General features: G+C 64.4%; 11 protein-coding genes. 6 read left to right on the forward strand and 5 right to left on the reverse strand.

What is annotated here, in order from left to right; translation table 11 throughout:
• Window positions 1–951 carry an aldose 1-epimerase family protein gene (locus JS533_RS00455; protein ID WP_241512602.1) on the reverse strand — a complete coding sequence of 317 codons (951 nt, stop codon included), beginning with the start codon at window positions 949–951 and terminating at the stop codon, window positions 1–3.
• A 222-nt stretch (window positions 952–1,173) separates the two neighbouring features.
• Here JS533_RS00455 and JS533_RS00460 point away from each other — a divergent pair, with 222 nt between their 5' ends.
• Window positions 1,174–2,166, forward strand: a complete 993-nt coding sequence (locus JS533_RS00460) for a 4-hydroxy-3-methylbut-2-enyl diphosphate reductase (RefSeq protein ID WP_241512603.1) — start codon at window positions 1,174–1,176, stop codon at window positions 2,164–2,166.
• Window positions 2,167–2,178: 12 nt separating this feature from the next.
• On the opposite strand, the gene ybaK is transcribed toward JS533_RS00460, so the two are convergent.
• Window positions 2,179–2,688: a Cys-tRNA(Pro) deacylase gene (gene ybaK / locus JS533_RS00465; protein WP_241512604.1), complete on the reverse strand. Its 510-nt coding sequence runs from the start codon at window positions 2,686–2,688 to the stop codon at window positions 2,179–2,181.
• 184 nt (window positions 2,689–2,872) lie between these two features.
• Window positions 2,873–5,452 carry an alpha-L-arabinofuranosidase C-terminal domain-containing protein gene (locus JS533_RS00470; RefSeq protein WP_241512605.1) on the reverse strand — a complete coding sequence of 860 codons (2,580 nt, stop codon included), beginning with the start codon at window positions 5,450–5,452 and terminating at the stop codon, window positions 2,873–2,875.
• Window positions 5,453–5,633: 181 nt separating this feature from the next.
• Here JS533_RS00470 and JS533_RS00475 point away from each other — a divergent pair, with 181 nt between their 5' ends.
• From JS533_RS00475 to JS533_RS00490, 4 genes are all read left to right on the forward strand, one after another.
• A complete protein-coding gene (locus JS533_RS00475; RefSeq protein WP_241512606.1) occupies window positions 5,634–7,226 on the forward strand; it encodes an extracellular solute-binding protein in 1,593 nt (530 codons plus the stop codon).
• Window positions 7,227–7,503: 277 nt separating this feature from the next.
• Window positions 7,504–8,526 (forward strand): LacI family DNA-binding transcriptional regulator, encoded by a 1,023-nt coding sequence (locus JS533_RS00480; protein WP_241512607.1) that lies wholly within the window; start codon window positions 7,504–7,506, stop codon window positions 8,524–8,526.
• 265 nt (window positions 8,527–8,791) lie between these two features.
• The gene (locus JS533_RS00485; protein WP_241512608.1) at window positions 8,792–10,489 is read left to right on the forward strand and encodes an ATP-binding cassette domain-containing protein; all 1,698 of its coding nucleotides are present in this window, start codon (window positions 8,792–8,794) and stop codon (window positions 10,487–10,489) included.
• Window positions 10,486–12,354 (forward strand): ATP-binding cassette domain-containing protein, encoded by a 1,869-nt coding sequence (locus tag JS533_RS00490; protein ID WP_241512609.1) that lies wholly within the window; start codon window positions 10,486–10,488, stop codon window positions 12,352–12,354. Before JS533_RS00485 ends, JS533_RS00490 begins: the two co-directional genes overlap by 4 nt.
• A gap of 108 nt (window positions 12,355–12,462) precedes the next feature.
• On the opposite strand, the gene gap is transcribed toward JS533_RS00490, so the two are convergent.
• Window positions 12,463–13,521, reverse strand: coding sequence for a type I glyceraldehyde-3-phosphate dehydrogenase (gap, locus tag JS533_RS00495; RefSeq protein ID WP_241512610.1), 1,059 nt, complete (start codon window positions 13,519–13,521; stop codon window positions 12,463–12,465).
• A 261-nt stretch (window positions 13,522–13,782) separates the two neighbouring features.
• Entirely contained in the window at window positions 13,783–14,508 is a 726-nt protein-coding gene (locus tag JS533_RS00500; RefSeq protein WP_241512611.1) for a thiamine diphosphokinase, read from the reverse strand.
• Window positions 14,509–14,615: 107 nt separating this feature from the next.
• Between JS533_RS00500 and JS533_RS00505 the strand changes: the two genes are divergently transcribed.
• Window positions 14,616–16,307, forward strand: coding sequence for a spermidine synthase (locus tag JS533_RS00505; protein WP_241512612.1), 1,692 nt, complete (start codon window positions 14,616–14,618; stop codon window positions 16,305–16,307).
• Window positions 16,308–16,521 lie beyond the last annotated feature (214 nt).

The raw sequence follows: 16,521 nt of genomic DNA on the forward strand, positions 1-16,521 counted from the left end.
CTACTTGAGCGCGGCCTTGATGAACAGCTTGGTGACGCTCGTCTCGCCCGGCTTGATCACGATCAGCTCGTTGCCGGTGTTGAACGCGTTCGCGTACGCGGTCTGCGGTTCGACGGCGGTGCCGGCCGGGTGCTGCCATGCCGGGAAGCCGGTGCCGGTGCACACCTGGAACGAGGTGATCGTCTCATCGCCGCCCACCTTGATCTCAAGGCCGTCGGGGCGGGTGAACGTGGCGGTCACGGTGCCGTCGGCGTCGTGGTGCACGTCGGTCCACGCATCGTCGAACGGCTGGCCGGTCAGCAGCGGGTTGTCGCGCAGATCGTACTTGGTGCCGTCCACCGGCTCGGTGCCGGTCGGGATGAGGTTCTCGTCCACGGTCACGTGCGTGTCGGCCGGAACGGTCAGGCGGCACTGCGCGTTGTGGCCGTCGATCTCGTCGCCGTAGCCGTTGAAGCCGTTGTCGAGCCACGGGTGGATCGCGAGGGCCCACGGCGCGTTCGCGTCGCCGTTGTTGTAGGCGCTGACGGTGATGTGCAGGCCGTCCTCGCGCAGCTCATGCTTGGCGGTGACGATCAGATCGAACGGGTAGCCGAGCATGTTCGGCACGCGCCACGACTGGGTGACGGAGGATTCGGTGAGCTCCTCGAGCTTCCAGTAGGAGCGGTAGCCGTAGCCGTGGATGGCGGTGTTGCGGTCATGCTCGTCGATCGGCAGCGTGTACGTCTTGCCTTCGAACGTGTAGGTGCCGGCCTCGATGCGGTTCGGGAACGGGATGAGCAGCTGGCCGTGGCAGCAGGTGATCGGATCGTCCGGGCCGAGCGGCACGATCACGTTCCTGCCCTTGTAGGTGACCTTGCGCATCGTCGCGCCGAGCTCGGTGATCACGGCGGACCAATCGCCGTAATGGATGGAATACTGCTGGCCGGTGCGCGGCGGGAACTGCTTCGTCATAATGCATCACTCCATAGTGAATCACGTGGTGGTTTCAGTTGTTCGGCAACGGATGTTACCGCTAACAACACAGTGTACCGCGCCTTCGGCGGATAGAATCCGAATGTCGTGCTGAATATATGGGGAAAATTGCGGTTTGCCGGACGGAGGAACCCGTCGATGGCCGTTTTCGACGGGGAGCGGGTAAGGTATGGACGGACAACGCGATGAAAGGCGGACGTGATGGCGAAACGAATCGTATTGGCCGACCCGCGCGGCTTCTGCGCCGGCGTGGACCGGGCGATTCTGACGGTGCAGACGATTCTCAAGGCGGCCGGGAGCCTACGTGAGGACGGTCTGCCGCCCGTGTACGTGCGCCGCCAGATCGTGCATAACCGGCATGTGGTCGAGGATCTGGCCGCGCAGGGCGCCGTGTTCGTGCAGGAGCTCGCCGAGGTCCCCGACGCGGCCGCGAAGGCCGGCATCCCGATCGTCTTCTCCGCGCACGGCGTGTCGCCGACGGTCAAGGCCGAGGCCGCCGCGCGCGGCATGCACGTCGTGGACGCCACCTGCCCGCTGGTGAGCAAGGTGCACCGCGAGGTGCTGCGCTTCGTCAAGGAAGGCTACGAGATCGTCTACATCGGCCATAAGGGCCACGACGAGGCCGTCGGCGTGGTGGGGGAGAACCCCGAGCACGTCCACCTGATCGAACACGCCGGCGACGTGGACTCGCTTGATTTCGCACCGGACACGAAGCTCGTGCTGCTGAGCCAGACCACGCTGAGCATCGACGAGACGGCCGGCACGATCGCCGCGCTCAAGGCCCGCTTCCCGTGGATCAAGGAACCGCCCAGCTCGGACATCTGCTACGCCACGTCGAACCGGCAGGCCGCGGTCAAGCTCGTCGCCGAGCGGTCGGATTGCGTGGTGATCGTCGGTTCCGCGAACTCGTCGAATTCGGTGCGTCTGATGGAGGTCGCGCAGGATGCGCTCGGCGAGCGCGGGGTCGCACACCGCGTCGACGACGCGGGGGAGATGGACCCGTCGTGGTTCGACGGCGTCGAGGCGGTCGGCGTCTCGTCCGGCGCGTCCGTGCCCGACGAGCTGGTCTCCGGCGTGATCGCCTCACTGCGCGACCGCGGCTTCACTGACGTCACTTCCGTCGAAACCATCAAGGAAAACATGCATTTCGTGCTGCCGGCGGAACTCCGCCGGCAGCCTTCACCGGCGCGGTAGTGCGTCGGCGGTCTACCACGTGCCGATGGGGGCGGCGACCGCGTCGAGAACCTTGAGCAGGTCTGCCGGCGCGATGCCGATGGAGAAGCCGCGCTTGCCGCCCGACAGCAGGATGCGGTCGTACTGCATCGCGCTCTCATCCAGCACGGTCTTGTGATGCACCTTCTGGCCGAGCGGGGAGATGCCGCCGACCACATACCCGGATTCGCGCATCGCGACCTTCGGATCGGCCATCGCCGCCTTCTTCGCGCCCACGGCCGCGGCCAAGGCCTTCAGATCCATGTGCCCGCTGACCGGCACCACACCCACCACGCGTTCGGAGCCCGTGTCGGCCATAAGCGTCTTGAACACCTGATGCTCATCGAAGCCGAGCTTGGTGGCCGCCTCCACGCCGTAGCCGTCGTCCATGTGATCGTTGGAATGCTCGTATTCGTAGGTCTCGAACGGCACCCCGGCCCTCTCCAGCTGCACGGTCGCCGGAGTCGAGCCCTTGCCCTTCTCGTTCTTTGATTTCTTGCCCATGCCGCCCCATCATACGACGGTGCGCCGATGCCATGCCTCCATGTCCGCATGCCGCCGCAGACATAGGGTCGCAACAGCGCAGTGCGGCGACCCCATGTCTGCGGCAGGCCGGCCGTCGCGCAGACATGGGGTCGCGAACCGGGGTGCAATGACCCTATGTCTGCGCCGGCATGGCATGCGCCCGTCAACGCACGCGCAGCATATGGAAGGAGTGCGGACCGACGGTCAGACTGACCGCGCCGTCTTCGACGTCGACGAGACGGGTCGCGGGCCGCACCCGTTCGGGCGCGTCGAAGTCGTTCTCGGCATCGAGCGGCACGCCGTCGATCGCCTCGACCACGGCTGTCCGCAGTTCGGGGCGCGGCGATCCGGACGGCTCCGACCCGCCGTCGCACGCCAGCCGCACCGTCACCGGCCGCGTCGCATCGGTCACGTTGACCAGCTTGATGATCGTCTCGCCGGTCGTCTCGTCGCGCACCGCCGAATAGTAGAGCGGACGCGGATCGGGGCGTTTGAACGTATGGTCGAAGATCGACGTGTCGTCGATCCATCCGCGCACGCGCGCGCCGTCAACCGACAGTCGGCAGCGGTAGGCGACGCCGCGTTCGGTGATGATATGCGTGTTGTGCGTGCACAGTCCGCCGTTGGTGACGCCGTGCAGCCCGCACAGCCGCTGCCATCCGTTGATGTAGTACCTCAGAAGATTCCTGTCGTCGTGCATGGCGAAGTCGAGTCCGAACCCGTACCTGCCGTCCAGCTCTCCGCGCAGTTCGCCGTTGCGGCGCGTGAACGTGAACTCGACCGTGTACGAGTCGGCGCGCACGTCGTCGAAGTCCCGGCACGCATGGTCGGCGTCGATCGTGAAATCGTCGTCGCGCAGCAGCACGTCGCCGTTGGCGTCGCGCACCGTGAAGCCGGTGACGTCGATACGGGCGTGCGTCGTGGTCATGCGCAGCAGTCCGGCCAATGACAGCGGTTCCGGTGTTGCCGCGGCCTTCGGCATGTCGTCGTCTGCGGCGAGCAGCTGCGTGCCCTGACCGGTCATGAACATGCGCTGCACCCAGTAGCTGGGCGTGCCGAACGCGCGTGTGCCGTCGAAGTAGATCATGTCCGGATCCCAGTTGCGGTAGGCGACGTTGCACAGCATCGGCGCATAGCAGGCGAGGCCGATGCCGGGCGCCTGCTCCACGCCGGTCAGGAACGCGGCCTCCGCAAGCGCATTGCGCCACGCCTTGCCGCACGACGCGTATTCGCCGAGGAACGCGCGAGGCCAGCCCTTGTCCGCACGGTAGGAGGCGTAGCGGTCGACGTTCGCGATGAACCATTCGGGATCGTGATAGAAATGCTCGTCCATGAACGCGGTGCCGGTTTTCGCCGCATCCGCCCATATCCGTTTCTCCTGCTGTCCGCTGATCGAGGGGCCGGCGGAACCGATGAGCCGGATGTCGGGGTAGCGTTCGCGTACGGCCTTCGCGATGATGTCGTAGCGTTCGTAGAATTCGCTTCCGGTCTCCTCGTTGCCGATGCCGAGGTATTTCAGGTGGAAGCTGTCCGGGTGGCCCATGCTCGCGCGTACGGCGCCCCACGTCGAGTCGGCGGGCCCGTTGGCGAATTCGATCAGGTCGAGCGCCTCGTCGACCCACTCCTGCATGTCCTCGAGCGGCGCGGCCTCGAGGTTGTGCGGATCCCAGCCGCCGGCGATGACTGGCAGCGGCTCGGCGCCGATGTCCTCGCAGAACTGGAAGAACTCATAGTAGCCGAGTCCGAATGTGCTGTTGTAGTTCCAGCTGTTGCGCCGCGCGGGGCGCGCCTCGACCGGTCCGAGCGTGTTCTTCCACCGGTAGATGCTGTCGCGGTCGGATGCGTCCAGCGAGCCGATGTGCATGACGCAGCCGCCGGGGAAGCGCATGAACTTCGGTTTCATGTCGGCGATGAGCTGCGCGACGTCGCGTCGCATGCCGTTGGGGCGGTTGCGGAACGTGCGTGCGGGGAAGAGCGAGACCATGTCGAGCGAAAGCCGGCATGGCGCGTCGACGAGCAGCGTGAGCCGTCCCGCCGGGTCGACGCGGTCGCCGCCGGCGTTCGTGTCGCGGCGCTTGCCGGCCGTGCCGTCGTTCTGCATGCCGGAGCCGGCGCGAGAGCCGTCCCGCCCGTTGATGAACGCGGTGACGGTGCCTTCGACGCCCGCCCATGCGCCGCGTGCCTCGGCCGGGATCGGCAGCACGGTTTCGCCGTACACCTCCGTGCCGTCGGCGTTCTCCAGCCACACGATGATCGAGATCGGATCGGCGTCGTCTGTGCCGCTGCCGTTGCCGTCGCCGTGGACGCCGTCGAGCCGCACGCGGCAGGAGAAGCGGTATTCCTCGCCGCCGCGCACGGGGATGCCGTCGCCGTAGCCGAGGTTGGAGATGCCGGCGCCGTCGCCGCAGCGCACGACGTTGAGCCGCGCGTAGTGCCGGTTGCGCTCGTTGAGAGGGTGCGCGTCGTCGACGTGCAGGAAGACGAGCGCGTCGCCGCGCTGGACCTTGCGCCATGCGGTCAGTGCCGTGTACGACGCGTTGTCGACCGGATCGAATTCGAACGACCGGTTGCGCACGAGCTCGGCGTACAGGCCGCCGTCGGCCGCATGGTTGAGGTCCTCGAAGAACACGCCGAACAGGTCGCCCTGCTCCTTGACCGGCGTGTCGCGCACGGTGACGGTGATCGGCGCGGCCTGCATTTCGGCCTGTCCGTTGGATTCGGGCGCCGCGTTGCGCTGGGTCATGATGATGTCTCCTTTGTTTGGCCGGCGTGTTGACTCGTGTCACGATTTGCGTTTCGTCGACCGTCGATTTATGATATCGATATGAATTTTATATCGATATGAAACGCGGTGCAAAATTCACAACACGCCGGGCCGATCCGAAGAAGAACGCGGCACGGCGATAACGACGAGCAAAGGACACATGATGAGGAAGTCATATTCCACGGCGAAGAAGACCATTGCGGCCATCAGCGCGGCCGCCTGCCTGACCGGACTCGCGGCCTGCGGCGAGGACAGCAAGACCGACGCCAACGGCAAGCCGATCGTCACCGTGCAGATCATCAAGCGATCGCCCATGATCGCGGTCAGCAAGATGAAATACGCCAAGGATCTCGAAAAGGCGTGCGATTGCACGATCGAATGGCGCGAGGCGTCCGAGAACGCGTGGAGCCAGCAGAAGACCGCGTCCCTTGCTGCCAGCGAAGTCGCGGATCTGACGATCTGGGGCTACAGCAATCAGGATCTGGCGAAGTATCCGCTGTTCGAGGACCTGTCGGACGACCTCGACAAGATGCCCAATGTCCAGGAGTACTTCAAGGAGTCCGAGGCGTCTCGCCGCTTCGCCACCGATCTTGACGGTCATATCTGGCAGATCCCCTCCAACGCGGGCAATTCCCCCGCCGCGCTTGCCGGCGGCCAGTTCATGCGCATCAACAAGACGTGGCTCGACAAGCTCGGCCTTGAGGTGCCCCGCACCTGGGACGAACTGACCAACGTGCTCGAGGCGTTCAAGACGCAGGATCCGAACGGCAACGGTGAGGCCGACGAGATCCCGTTCAGCCCGCACGCGCTTGGCACCACCGGATTCGGCTGGTACGACAGCTTCCTGCTGCTCAACTCCACCGGCATCACCACCCAGTTCTTCAGCACCGGCACGCAGGGCCTGTACTCCAAGGACGGCAAGGTCGGCAACTTCATGCAGACCGACAACTTCCGCCGCGTCATCGAGTACTACCACGCGCTGGTCGAGAAGGGACTCATCCCGCAGAGCGCCATGACCAAGGACGATTCCACCTGGAGCGGCGAGGTCGGCGGCGACACCGCCCGGGTCGGCGTCTCCTTCGGCTGGGAGGTGTCCGATTTCGGCAAGAACATCGACCAGTACATCACCATGCGCGTGCCCAAGGAAACGGCCGATATGCCGGATTCCGAAGTCACGTGGGAGGCTCCGGTCGCCGACGTGTACAACGGCGCCGCCGTGTCGGCCAACGCCAAGAACAAGGACGCCGTCTTCAAGATCATCAACACCATGCTCGACCCGGATATGACCATCGAGGGCTATTACGGCGACATGGGCACCTATGTCACCAAGGAGGGGGAGAACAAGTACTCCGTTCCGGAGAAGACCTTCGCCGACACTTCCGTCACCTACGGTCTGGCCGATCGAACCCTGGCGTGGATGCGTCCCGACTTCACCGTCGGCGGCCCCGGCATGGCGTCCAGCGAACGGGCGATCAAGGCCGCCGAGGTGTATGCCCCCGACCAGAAGAACATCGGCGAGGGGGACACCATCCCGCAGTGGGTCACCCCGAGCTCCGACGACCAGACCACCATCTCCAACATCAACACGCCGCTGTTCTCGTACGCCATGCCGGTGATCGCCAAGTGGATCTCGCAGGGAGGCCTCGACGACGCCTCGTGGAACGAGTTCCAGCAGAACCTGAAGACGCTGCAGATCGACGACGTCGTCAAGATCTACCAGAAGTGGGTCGACACGTACGCCAAGCAGAACTGACCTGCGACACCGACCTGCAAAGCCGCCATCATGGTCTGGCATATCGGCGGGTTTCCGCCCGCTGCCATGTCGGACCATGATCGGCTAAGGAGAACTACCACGACCACGGCCTTCCGATCCGGACGGCACGGCTCGACGGAGCGACGCGGACGATTCCTGTTCCTTTCCTCGTCCAAGTCCGTTCCGCAGCTGCGCCATCATCGGTTCGGAAGGCCTTTACAATAGGGGACTGTCGGCCGAGCCGGCGGTCCTGTCACATTGCACAAAGGCGGTAATCATGGTCACGTTCAAGGATGTCGCGAAGGAGGCCGGAGTCTCCCCGGCGACCGTATCCTACGCGCTGCGCGGCGGAGAGCACGTCTCCAAGCACACCATGGACAAGGTCACGGCCGCCGCCCGCAAGCTCGGCTATGTCGCCAATCCCTCCGCCCGCTCCCTGCGCCGCGGCCGCACCAACGTGATCGACATCGTCGTGCACGAGCTCGACGTGCCGTACTTCTACTCCCGGCTGTCCGACGTGGCCTCCGACGTGATCCGCGAAGCCGGCTACCAGGCCGTCGTGGTGAAGACCGGCATGGACCCGAACAATGTGAGCGCCGCCGTCAGCTCGATCTCCAACCAGTACTGCGACGGCGTGATCCTCAACCCGTCCGGCCTGCCCGCGCAGGAGATCAAACGGCTGAGCGTGAACCGCCCCGTCGTGCTGCTCGACGAGGCGCATGACCGGCCTGTGCTCGACACGGTGATGACGCCCAACGAGGAGGGCATCGCCGCCGCAACACGGCATCTGATCGAACGCGGCTGCCATGATCTGCTGTTCATCGGCGGCGGCCGGGACGAACTCGACCGTTACGCGGAAGGTTCGCGCGACACCGGCCCGGCGCGCACGCACGCATTCCGCGAGACCGTGCTGGACGCCGGACTGCCGTGCGACGACGCGCGGCTGATCACGGCCGGCTGGTGGACCGAACCCGGACTCGAAGCCGCGCACCGCATCGTCGACTCGGGCCTCACGTGCGACGGTGTGGTGTGCGCCACCGATTCGCTCGCCTTGGGACTGATCCGCGGCTTCGCCGACCGCGGCGTGCGGGTGCCGGACGACGTCCGCGTGATCGGCTTCGACGGCATCTCCGTGGGTCGGTGGACCGTGCCGACCATCAGCACCGTCGAGGTCGACATGACCGATCTCGCCCGCAAGGCCGTCGACATGCTCGTCTCGCGCATCGAAGGCACCTACGACGGCGAGCCCCGCCGCCAGACTGCCGCGTTCCGTCTCGTCGAACGCGAATCCTCCCGGTAGGCAGCTCCCTGCCCATCATGACGTGGAAACGCCTGAATGGGCTATTTGGGCCCGTCAGGAGCCGAGCCGATGCGGCATGGGCGTATAGTCTACGTATATGGGGAAAGGCGATGATTCGGTAAGCCCGACAGTCTGCACGCACATGGGGGGCGACGTGGGCAAGGCCGCCGGTCCATTGCGCTCGTTCCGGGAATTCTGGCATGAACAGGATGCTCGCGGTCGACGTGTCGTCGGGATGTATCTGCTGCTGACGATTCTGGATGATATGGCGAACCTGCTATTGGGCACTGCGGTGATCGTCATCGCTGGCATGCTCTCGTTCGCTTGGACGGCGAAGCTCGCCATGCTGCTGGCGTCACTCGGCGTCTATGCAGGGCTGAAACTACTGGCGTTCGATGCGCGCAGCGCCATGGAGACGAACACGTTCACCTACCGTTACCGGCGTATCAGCGGTTTCGGCGACCTTGTCATGGACACCGACTATGAGACGCTGCAATCCGTCGACGAACAGACGCGCATCGACGCGGCGTCCGGCGCCGTGTTCAGCGCGGGCAACCGCGGATTGGAATATCAGATCAACCAGCAGCTGCGTCTTGTCGCATGGATGGTCACGCTCGTGACGAGCGTGGCGGTGCTCGGTATGCTCAACGTCAAGGCGTTGGCCGTCGTCGTCGCGTGCAACGCGATCAGCGTGGCCATATTGGCCATGCAATCCGGCTCGGTCGAACGGCGAGAGCATGATCTGTCGGTCCGGCGGTCGAAGCAGAACCTGCTGTCCGGACAGGAAAGCGACAAGTCGCGCGGCGACGACATCGTATACAACCGCCTGCTGCCGTGGCTGCTGGCGCATAACCGGCGCGACACTGATGGCATCATCGGCGCAATGCTCGGGGTCGAAGGCATCCGGTCTTCGGCGAATGCGGCGAATGGCGTCATCGCCTTTGTCTCGACCCTTGCGGTGATTCTCGTCGTCGCGTCGGACGGCGGGACGGACATGCCGTACGCCACGCTGTTCCTGTATGTCATGCTGTGCATGAACATGGCGAATACGGTGCAGGGGGCGTATGAGACGGTGCGCGATCTGCGACGCAACGCGCCGATGATGCGCGACTGGTACGCATACGTCGACGAGCGAGCCGCCGTGACGGCTCATAAGGCCATGGCCCATAGTGCGGGCGATGCCGCCGCTGCCGCGGATGATGGCGTGACCGTGACCTTCCGCGGCATCGGATACCGGCCGTCACCGGATTCGGAAGACATCCTGCACGATGTGAATCTCACCTATCGGTCCGGACAGTCCATCGCCTTCGTCGGCAGCAACGGCGCGGGCAAGACCACGCTCGTCAGCGTCATCGCCGGGCTGTTGCAGCCGACAGCAGGCCATATCCTCATCGACGGACGCGAAGTCGGCTACGACGAATACCGTGCGTTCGCACGGGCGCATGTCTCGCTGCTACCGCAGGACAATTCGCTGTTCTCCCTGACCATCGCGGACAATCTGAAACTTGGCATGGACGCGTCCGACGACCGGATACGCGACGTGCTGCGCTCCGTGGGCCTGCTCGACAAGGTCGACTCGCTGCCGCACGGCACGGGCACGTACCTCGGCACGGAGCTCGATCCGGACGCCACACAGCTGTCGGGCGGGCAGAAACGGTCGATGCTCGTCGCACGCGTGCTGCTGCATCCACAGCGCATCTGCATCTTCGACGAACCGACCTCGGCGTTCGATCCGGTCAAGGAAGACGAGTTCTACGCGCTGATGTCGGCATTGGCCGGTGATCGCACGCTCATGTTCGTCTCGCATAACGTCGGCACGACGAGTTTTTGCGACATCGCCTACGTGCTCGACGGCGGTACCGTGGTGCAGTCCGGAGATCCCAAACGGCTGATCGGGGAGACGGGTGCATACCGCGACTTGTTCGCCGTACAGGTGACGGACGGCGAGGAGGCGACGGAATGACGATCATCGACAAGAACTATGACGCGTTGCTGTCGATCGTGATGAAACGCGGTGGTGGACTGATCGCCGTGCAATCGGCGCGTACGGCATGTCGGCTCGGCGATGTGTTCCTGCGCATCGCTGCGATCAACTGGTGCTTCATGCGGCTGAGCATCACCCCCATCGTCATTCCGCCGGTCCCGCTATGCATGTTCATCGTCGGCGACGTCATCCTGCAGCTCGCCGCCGCCCTGCTGGACGTCTCGGTCGCGACGACGGGCAAACGATTCGACGACCGGTGCGCCGACGATGCGCTGCGTGCCGTGTTCGAAGCCGATCCGGGTCGGCGAGCCGGGCAGGGATTGGCCGACCGGCTCGCGGATTACCGGTTCGATGTCGCGTATATCGGCAGTGTCGGCCGCAATGTCGCCTATGTATTCGATTTCGCCGCGTTCGGATGTTCGGCGATCGTGTATGTGGCCGGTCTGGCGTGGTTGCTGACCGGTATTGTCGTCGCCAGTCCGGCATTGGGCATCGTCACCGCGTTCGTGGCGGTGATGCTGCTGGTCTGGGCGGCGGTCACCATGATGACGCCCGATGAGGGCGATTCCAAGGTGTTCGACGACATATTGCGTACGGAACGTCAACGCAGATACTATATTTTCGACATCGTGCACCGCTATCCGGTCCATGCGGTCATCGATTCGTTCCATGCCGGCGATTTCATCAAACGACGGTATCGTGAGCTCAACGATCGGGGGCTGCGCGAGAACCTTATCTATATGAACGGCATAGCCTCAGGCCAACGGCGTTTCCTCATCCGTCAGATCGTGCTGTTCGTGGTGCTGATCGGCTCCCTTGCCGTCGCTTCGGTGATCGATGCCGGCGTACTGTATCGTTTCCCCCTGTTCGTCGGCATCGGCGCGCAGGCGATGGCCAGCGGCGTGCAGGCGATGAACGCCCATCGGCAGATACGACGCGTCTCGCCGCATCTGGGCAATGTGGTATCCATGCTCACGGCTGATCCGGGGCGGGGAAAGTCCGATGCGGGGCGGTCGGATCGGCCCGGGGCCGGTGGGAACCATTCGCATGACAAGACGTATATGACGGGAGCCTCCATCGAATCGACCATGACGGTGGATTTCGAGGGGGTATGGTTTTCCTACGACGGTTCGGATGCATATGCTCTGCGGGATGTGACCCTGCACATGGATGACGGCATCACCGCGATCGTCGGATTGAACGGCGCGGGCAAGTCGACGATGCTGGGGCTGATGTCTGGCGTGCTGCAGCCGACGAAGGGTCGTGTATTGGTCAATGGCGTCGATACCCGCGATCTGGATTTCGACAGGTACATGGATATGGTCGGGGTGCTTCCACAGGAGCAGCATCTCTTTTCCGGCACCGTTCGGGACAATGTGCTGTCCGGTCTGACGGGCCATGCTCGATGCGCGTCGGAGCCGGAGGATATGGCCGAACGACTGCTCAAGGATGTCGGGGCGAGCGACTCGCTGCTGTCACGCATCGATCGGCACGTCGAATCGTTGGAACCGGACAACATGAACATCAGTGGCGGCGAGACGCGTCGTGTGGCATTGGCTCGCTTGCTGGCCGTGCCTGGGCGACGGCTCTATCTGCTTGATGAGCCGACCTCGGCGTTCGATCCGGAGGCGCAGGCCAGATTCTTTCGCCGATTGAGATCCTTGGTGCGGGGAGTCTCCGTCGTGGTGGTGACGCACGACGTCGAATCCTGTGTGCACGCCGACCGTATTCTGGTGATCGAGGACGGACGTCTGGTCGAACAGGGGCGGTTCGACGATCTCGCCGTCCGTGACGGCGGTCGGTTCGCCTATCTGCTGGAACGACAAAGGAAGAACCGGCATTGACGGCTCCTCGCGTTTACGAATCCGGCATACAAAAAGGCCCCTTCCCGGATTAGACGGGAAGGGGCCTTAGCGGTACCTAGCGTGATCCTAGCGGGTCACGTGCCGGGCTCACTCGGAGATCTCGGCGAAGTACTCGAGGGTGCGCACCATGTTGGAGGTGAAGCCGTACTCGTTGTCGTAGAAGGCGACGGTGCGGGCCATGGTCACGCCGTCAACGGTGTTGACGTCGGTCTGGGTCGGATCGAAGACGCCACCGTGGGTGTCGCCGATGATGTCGCCGGAGACGATGCCATCCTCGTTGTAGCCGTAGTACGGGGTCTCGGAGAAGGCTTCCTTGAACGCGGCGTTGATCTCGTCGACGGTGGTCTCCTTCTCAAGCACGGTGGTCAGCTCGGTGATGGAGCCGTCCGGGACCTGGACGCGCTGGGCGTGGCCCTGCAGCTTGCCGTTGACCTCCGGGACGACCTTGCCGATGGCCTTGGCGGCGCCGGTGGAGTGCGGGATGGTGTTGATCGTGGCGGCGCGCAGGTCGCGGCCGGACTTCTTGCCGCGCGGGCCGTCGAGGATCATCTGGGTGCCGGTGAAGGCGTGCACGGTGGTCATGAAGCCGACCTTGATGCCCCACTTGTCGTTGAGCAGCTTGACCATGGCGGCCATGGAGTTGGTGGTGCAGGAGCCGGCGGACACGATGTTGTCGGTCGGCTTCAGAATCTCGTGGTTCACACCGAACACGACGGTCGGGGTGGTGGCGTCCTTGGCCGGGGCGGAGATGAGGACCTTCTTGGCGCCGGCGTTCAGGTGGGCCTGGGACTTCTCGGCGGAGGTGTAGAAGCCGGTGCACTCGAGCACGAACTCGACGCCGTCGTTCTTGACCCACGGGATGTTGTTCGCATCCGGCTCGGCGTACACCGGGTACTCCTTGCCATCAACCACGATGGCGGAGTCGGTGGCCTTGACGTCGACCGGGGTGCCGTCGGCGTGCTTGAAGGTGCCGTGAGTGGAGTCGTACTTCAGCAGGTAGGCGAGAGCGGACGGGGAAGTCAGATCGTTGATGGCGGTGACTTCGATGTCGGCGGCCTCGCCGCCCTTCTGCTGCAGGTCAAAGATGCGGCGGAAGGCAAGACGACCGATACGACCGAAACCGTTGATACCAATCTTAACTGTCATGTAATTCTCCCTTGTAGGGTGACCCGGCACATGCCTAGACATGTTGGGGCCATTGTTTACCAACATGTCTCACTTTAATGCGTCGCCTGTACCTTTCGCAACGATTCGCGGGTGTGTTTTCGCCTGTCGGGCAAACTTTGCGTGAACGCTCACATAAGGGTTGCGTCCGATCCTTCCGCTGTCGGAAGCGGCTGCCGCGAGCCCGAAGCGCCATGCGCATCGCGCGCGTCGCGCAGGACCATGCCGGCGCTCCGATGTGGCCTATTTCACGAGAATGGGGGAGACGTGCGTGTCGAGCGCGCCCAAATCGCCCCCGAACTCACGGTATCTCGTCACATGCGGCGTCGGCGACTCGGCCGGGAACGTGACGATCAGCGTGCCGTCGTGCACGTTGATCTCGGCCGCGACGCCGGAACGGAACTCGTTGCTGACCCCCTGCACCACGTCGCTGGTCAGCGTGCCGTCGATCAGCTCGTACTTGAGTCCCGGCTCGTTCACGCCACGAGACACGTCCGAATGCGAGAACACCGACACCATGCGCCCGGGCGTCGTCTCATGCGCGGCGAACGAGAGCGCGCCGTCGCGGATCGCCGTGACGATCGTGCCGTCGCCGTGCAGGAAGCCGATGCCGCCGTGCCGCGCGAGCAGCGCCATGAGCTGGATCGCGGAAATCGTGTGGTCGATGCGCCCGCCCAACGCACCGTATATGTGGAACGTGCGGCAGCCGCGCGACCAGCCGACCTTGAGCGCGCTCAGCAGATCCGGATCGTCCTTCTCGCTCGGCAGCGTGATCGTATGCTCCGCATCCGTCGGACGCGCGCCGTGCAGCGAATCGAAATCGCCGATCACCACGTCCGCACGCACGCCCAACGCGCGCGTATGGTCCAATCCGCCGTCCGCCGCGATCACGAACGCGCCGTCCGGCACGTCGATCGGATCATCGTAGTATTCGCCCGCCGCGAAAATCACGCAAGTCTGTTCGCTCATGCGCCTCACTGTACGCCACGCTCCGGGCGTGAACGGGCAATGCGCCGAGACGCACGGTGGTGTAGTCTCGCGAGAAGTACTGGCGACACGGAAGAACGGGAGACGACATGGCGAAGGCGGATGCGAAGACGGAACGGCCGATCCTCAGATCGAAGATCTTCCTGTACGTCACCGAATTCTTCTCCGGCATGGCCGTCATGGCCGCCGAACTCGGCGCGTCGCGACTGCTCGCGCCCTACTTCTCCAGCTCGCAGATCGTGTGGACCATCATCATCGGCACCATCATGATCGCGCTCGCGCTGGGAGCCGTCTTCGGCGGACGCTGGGCCGACAAGGACCCGAACCCGGACAAGCTGTACTTCCGCATCCTCGTCGCCGCCGTGTGGATCGCGCTCATCCCGCTGGTCGGCAAATACCTCATCATCGCGATCTCCGGCCTGCTCATCGTCACCGTCTCCACGAACTTCCTCGTCATCGCCGCGTTCGTCAGCTGCATGATCATCTTCGTGCCGCCGCTGTTCCTGCTCGGCACCGTCACGCCGGGCCTCAACAAGTTCGCCACCGACTCGCTCGAGGACAACGCGTCCGTCGTCGGGCGGCTGTCGGCCTGCAACACCGTCGGCTCGATCCTCGGCACGTTCCTGCCGACGTTCGTGACGATCCCCGCCGTCGGCACGTTCGTCACGTTCCTCATCTTCTCCGGACTGCTCCTGTGCCTGCCGATCGTGTACTTCCTCGCCACGCGCATCCGCCGCGTCGCCTGCGCCGTCGCGGCCGTGATCTTCGTGGCCTCCGGCGTGCTCTCGCCGATGAGCGGCTTCGCGTTCTGGGAGAACCAGTCGGTCGTCGCCTACGAGGGCGAGTCGATCTACAACTACCTGCAGGTCAAGAACCTGTCGGACCGCATGATCCTGTCGACCAACGTGCTCTTCGGCGTGCAGTCCGTCACCATGAAGCAGCCCGGGCTGACCGGCATGTACTACGACACCGCGCTCGCCGCGCCGGCGCTGGCGGACAAGGCCGACTCCGCGCTGATCCTGGGCATGGGCACCGGCACGTACGCGCGGCAGCTGCGCCAGTACTATCCCGACATGAAGATCACAGGCGTCGAAATCGACGGCAAGATCACGCGTCTGGCGGGGGAGTACTTCGACGAGCCGGGCGACATCGACGTGTCCACGTACGACGGGCGCGCGTGGCTGGCCGCCAGCCACGACACGTACGACGTGATCATGGTCGACGCGTATCAGGACATCACGATCCCGTTCCAGATGAGCTCGACCGAGTTCTTCGCGATGGTGTACGGGCATCTCAAACCGGGCGGCGTGATGGTCGTCAACATGAACATGATCTCCGACGGGGCCGGCTCGATCAACGAGGCGCTCACCGACACGATCTCGACCGTATTCGGCTCCGACAACGTGCGCACGGCCGACGTGCCCGGCACGACGAACCGCGAACTGTTCGCCAAGACCATGGACATCGTCGGGGCGACCACGGCGATGAAGGAGGACGAGCGCATGTCCTCGCTGTCCGATCCCGGCACGCTCGAGACGCGCGCATACGATCGCACGCACAGCCACGAGCTCGCCGCGACGATGCACGACGTGGCCGGACGGATGGAGACGGTCCGCGATCCGCGCGATGAGACGGACGCGACGATCCTGACCGACGACAAGGCGCCCGTCGAGGTGCTCGGCATGCGCGCGATCGACAACATCATCGCCGAACAGGCCGGGCCGTATCGCGAGCTGCTCAAGCGTGAGGGCATCTCCGGACTGCTCAAGGCCGTGCAGTAGCGCGACACGCCGGTGGCGGCGATGTGGTAGTATCTACAAGGCTTGAGAAATCAAGAAAGCGGGGCAACCCCACCTGGAAGCCTTTCATGGCCTCGGGTTCAAGGCAACAGCCTGCCGGTCGCGACGAGAATGGTCGCGGTCGGGCGCGCATGATGATTGTCGCGCATAGCACGATATCGATGAGATCGACGTGTGGTTTTGTGATCGATGCCGC

It is taken from the genome of Bifidobacterium amazonense, from assembly GCF_018555435.2.
Classification (GTDB): domain Bacteria; phylum Actinomycetota; class Actinomycetes; order Actinomycetales; family Bifidobacteriaceae; genus Bifidobacterium; species Bifidobacterium amazonense.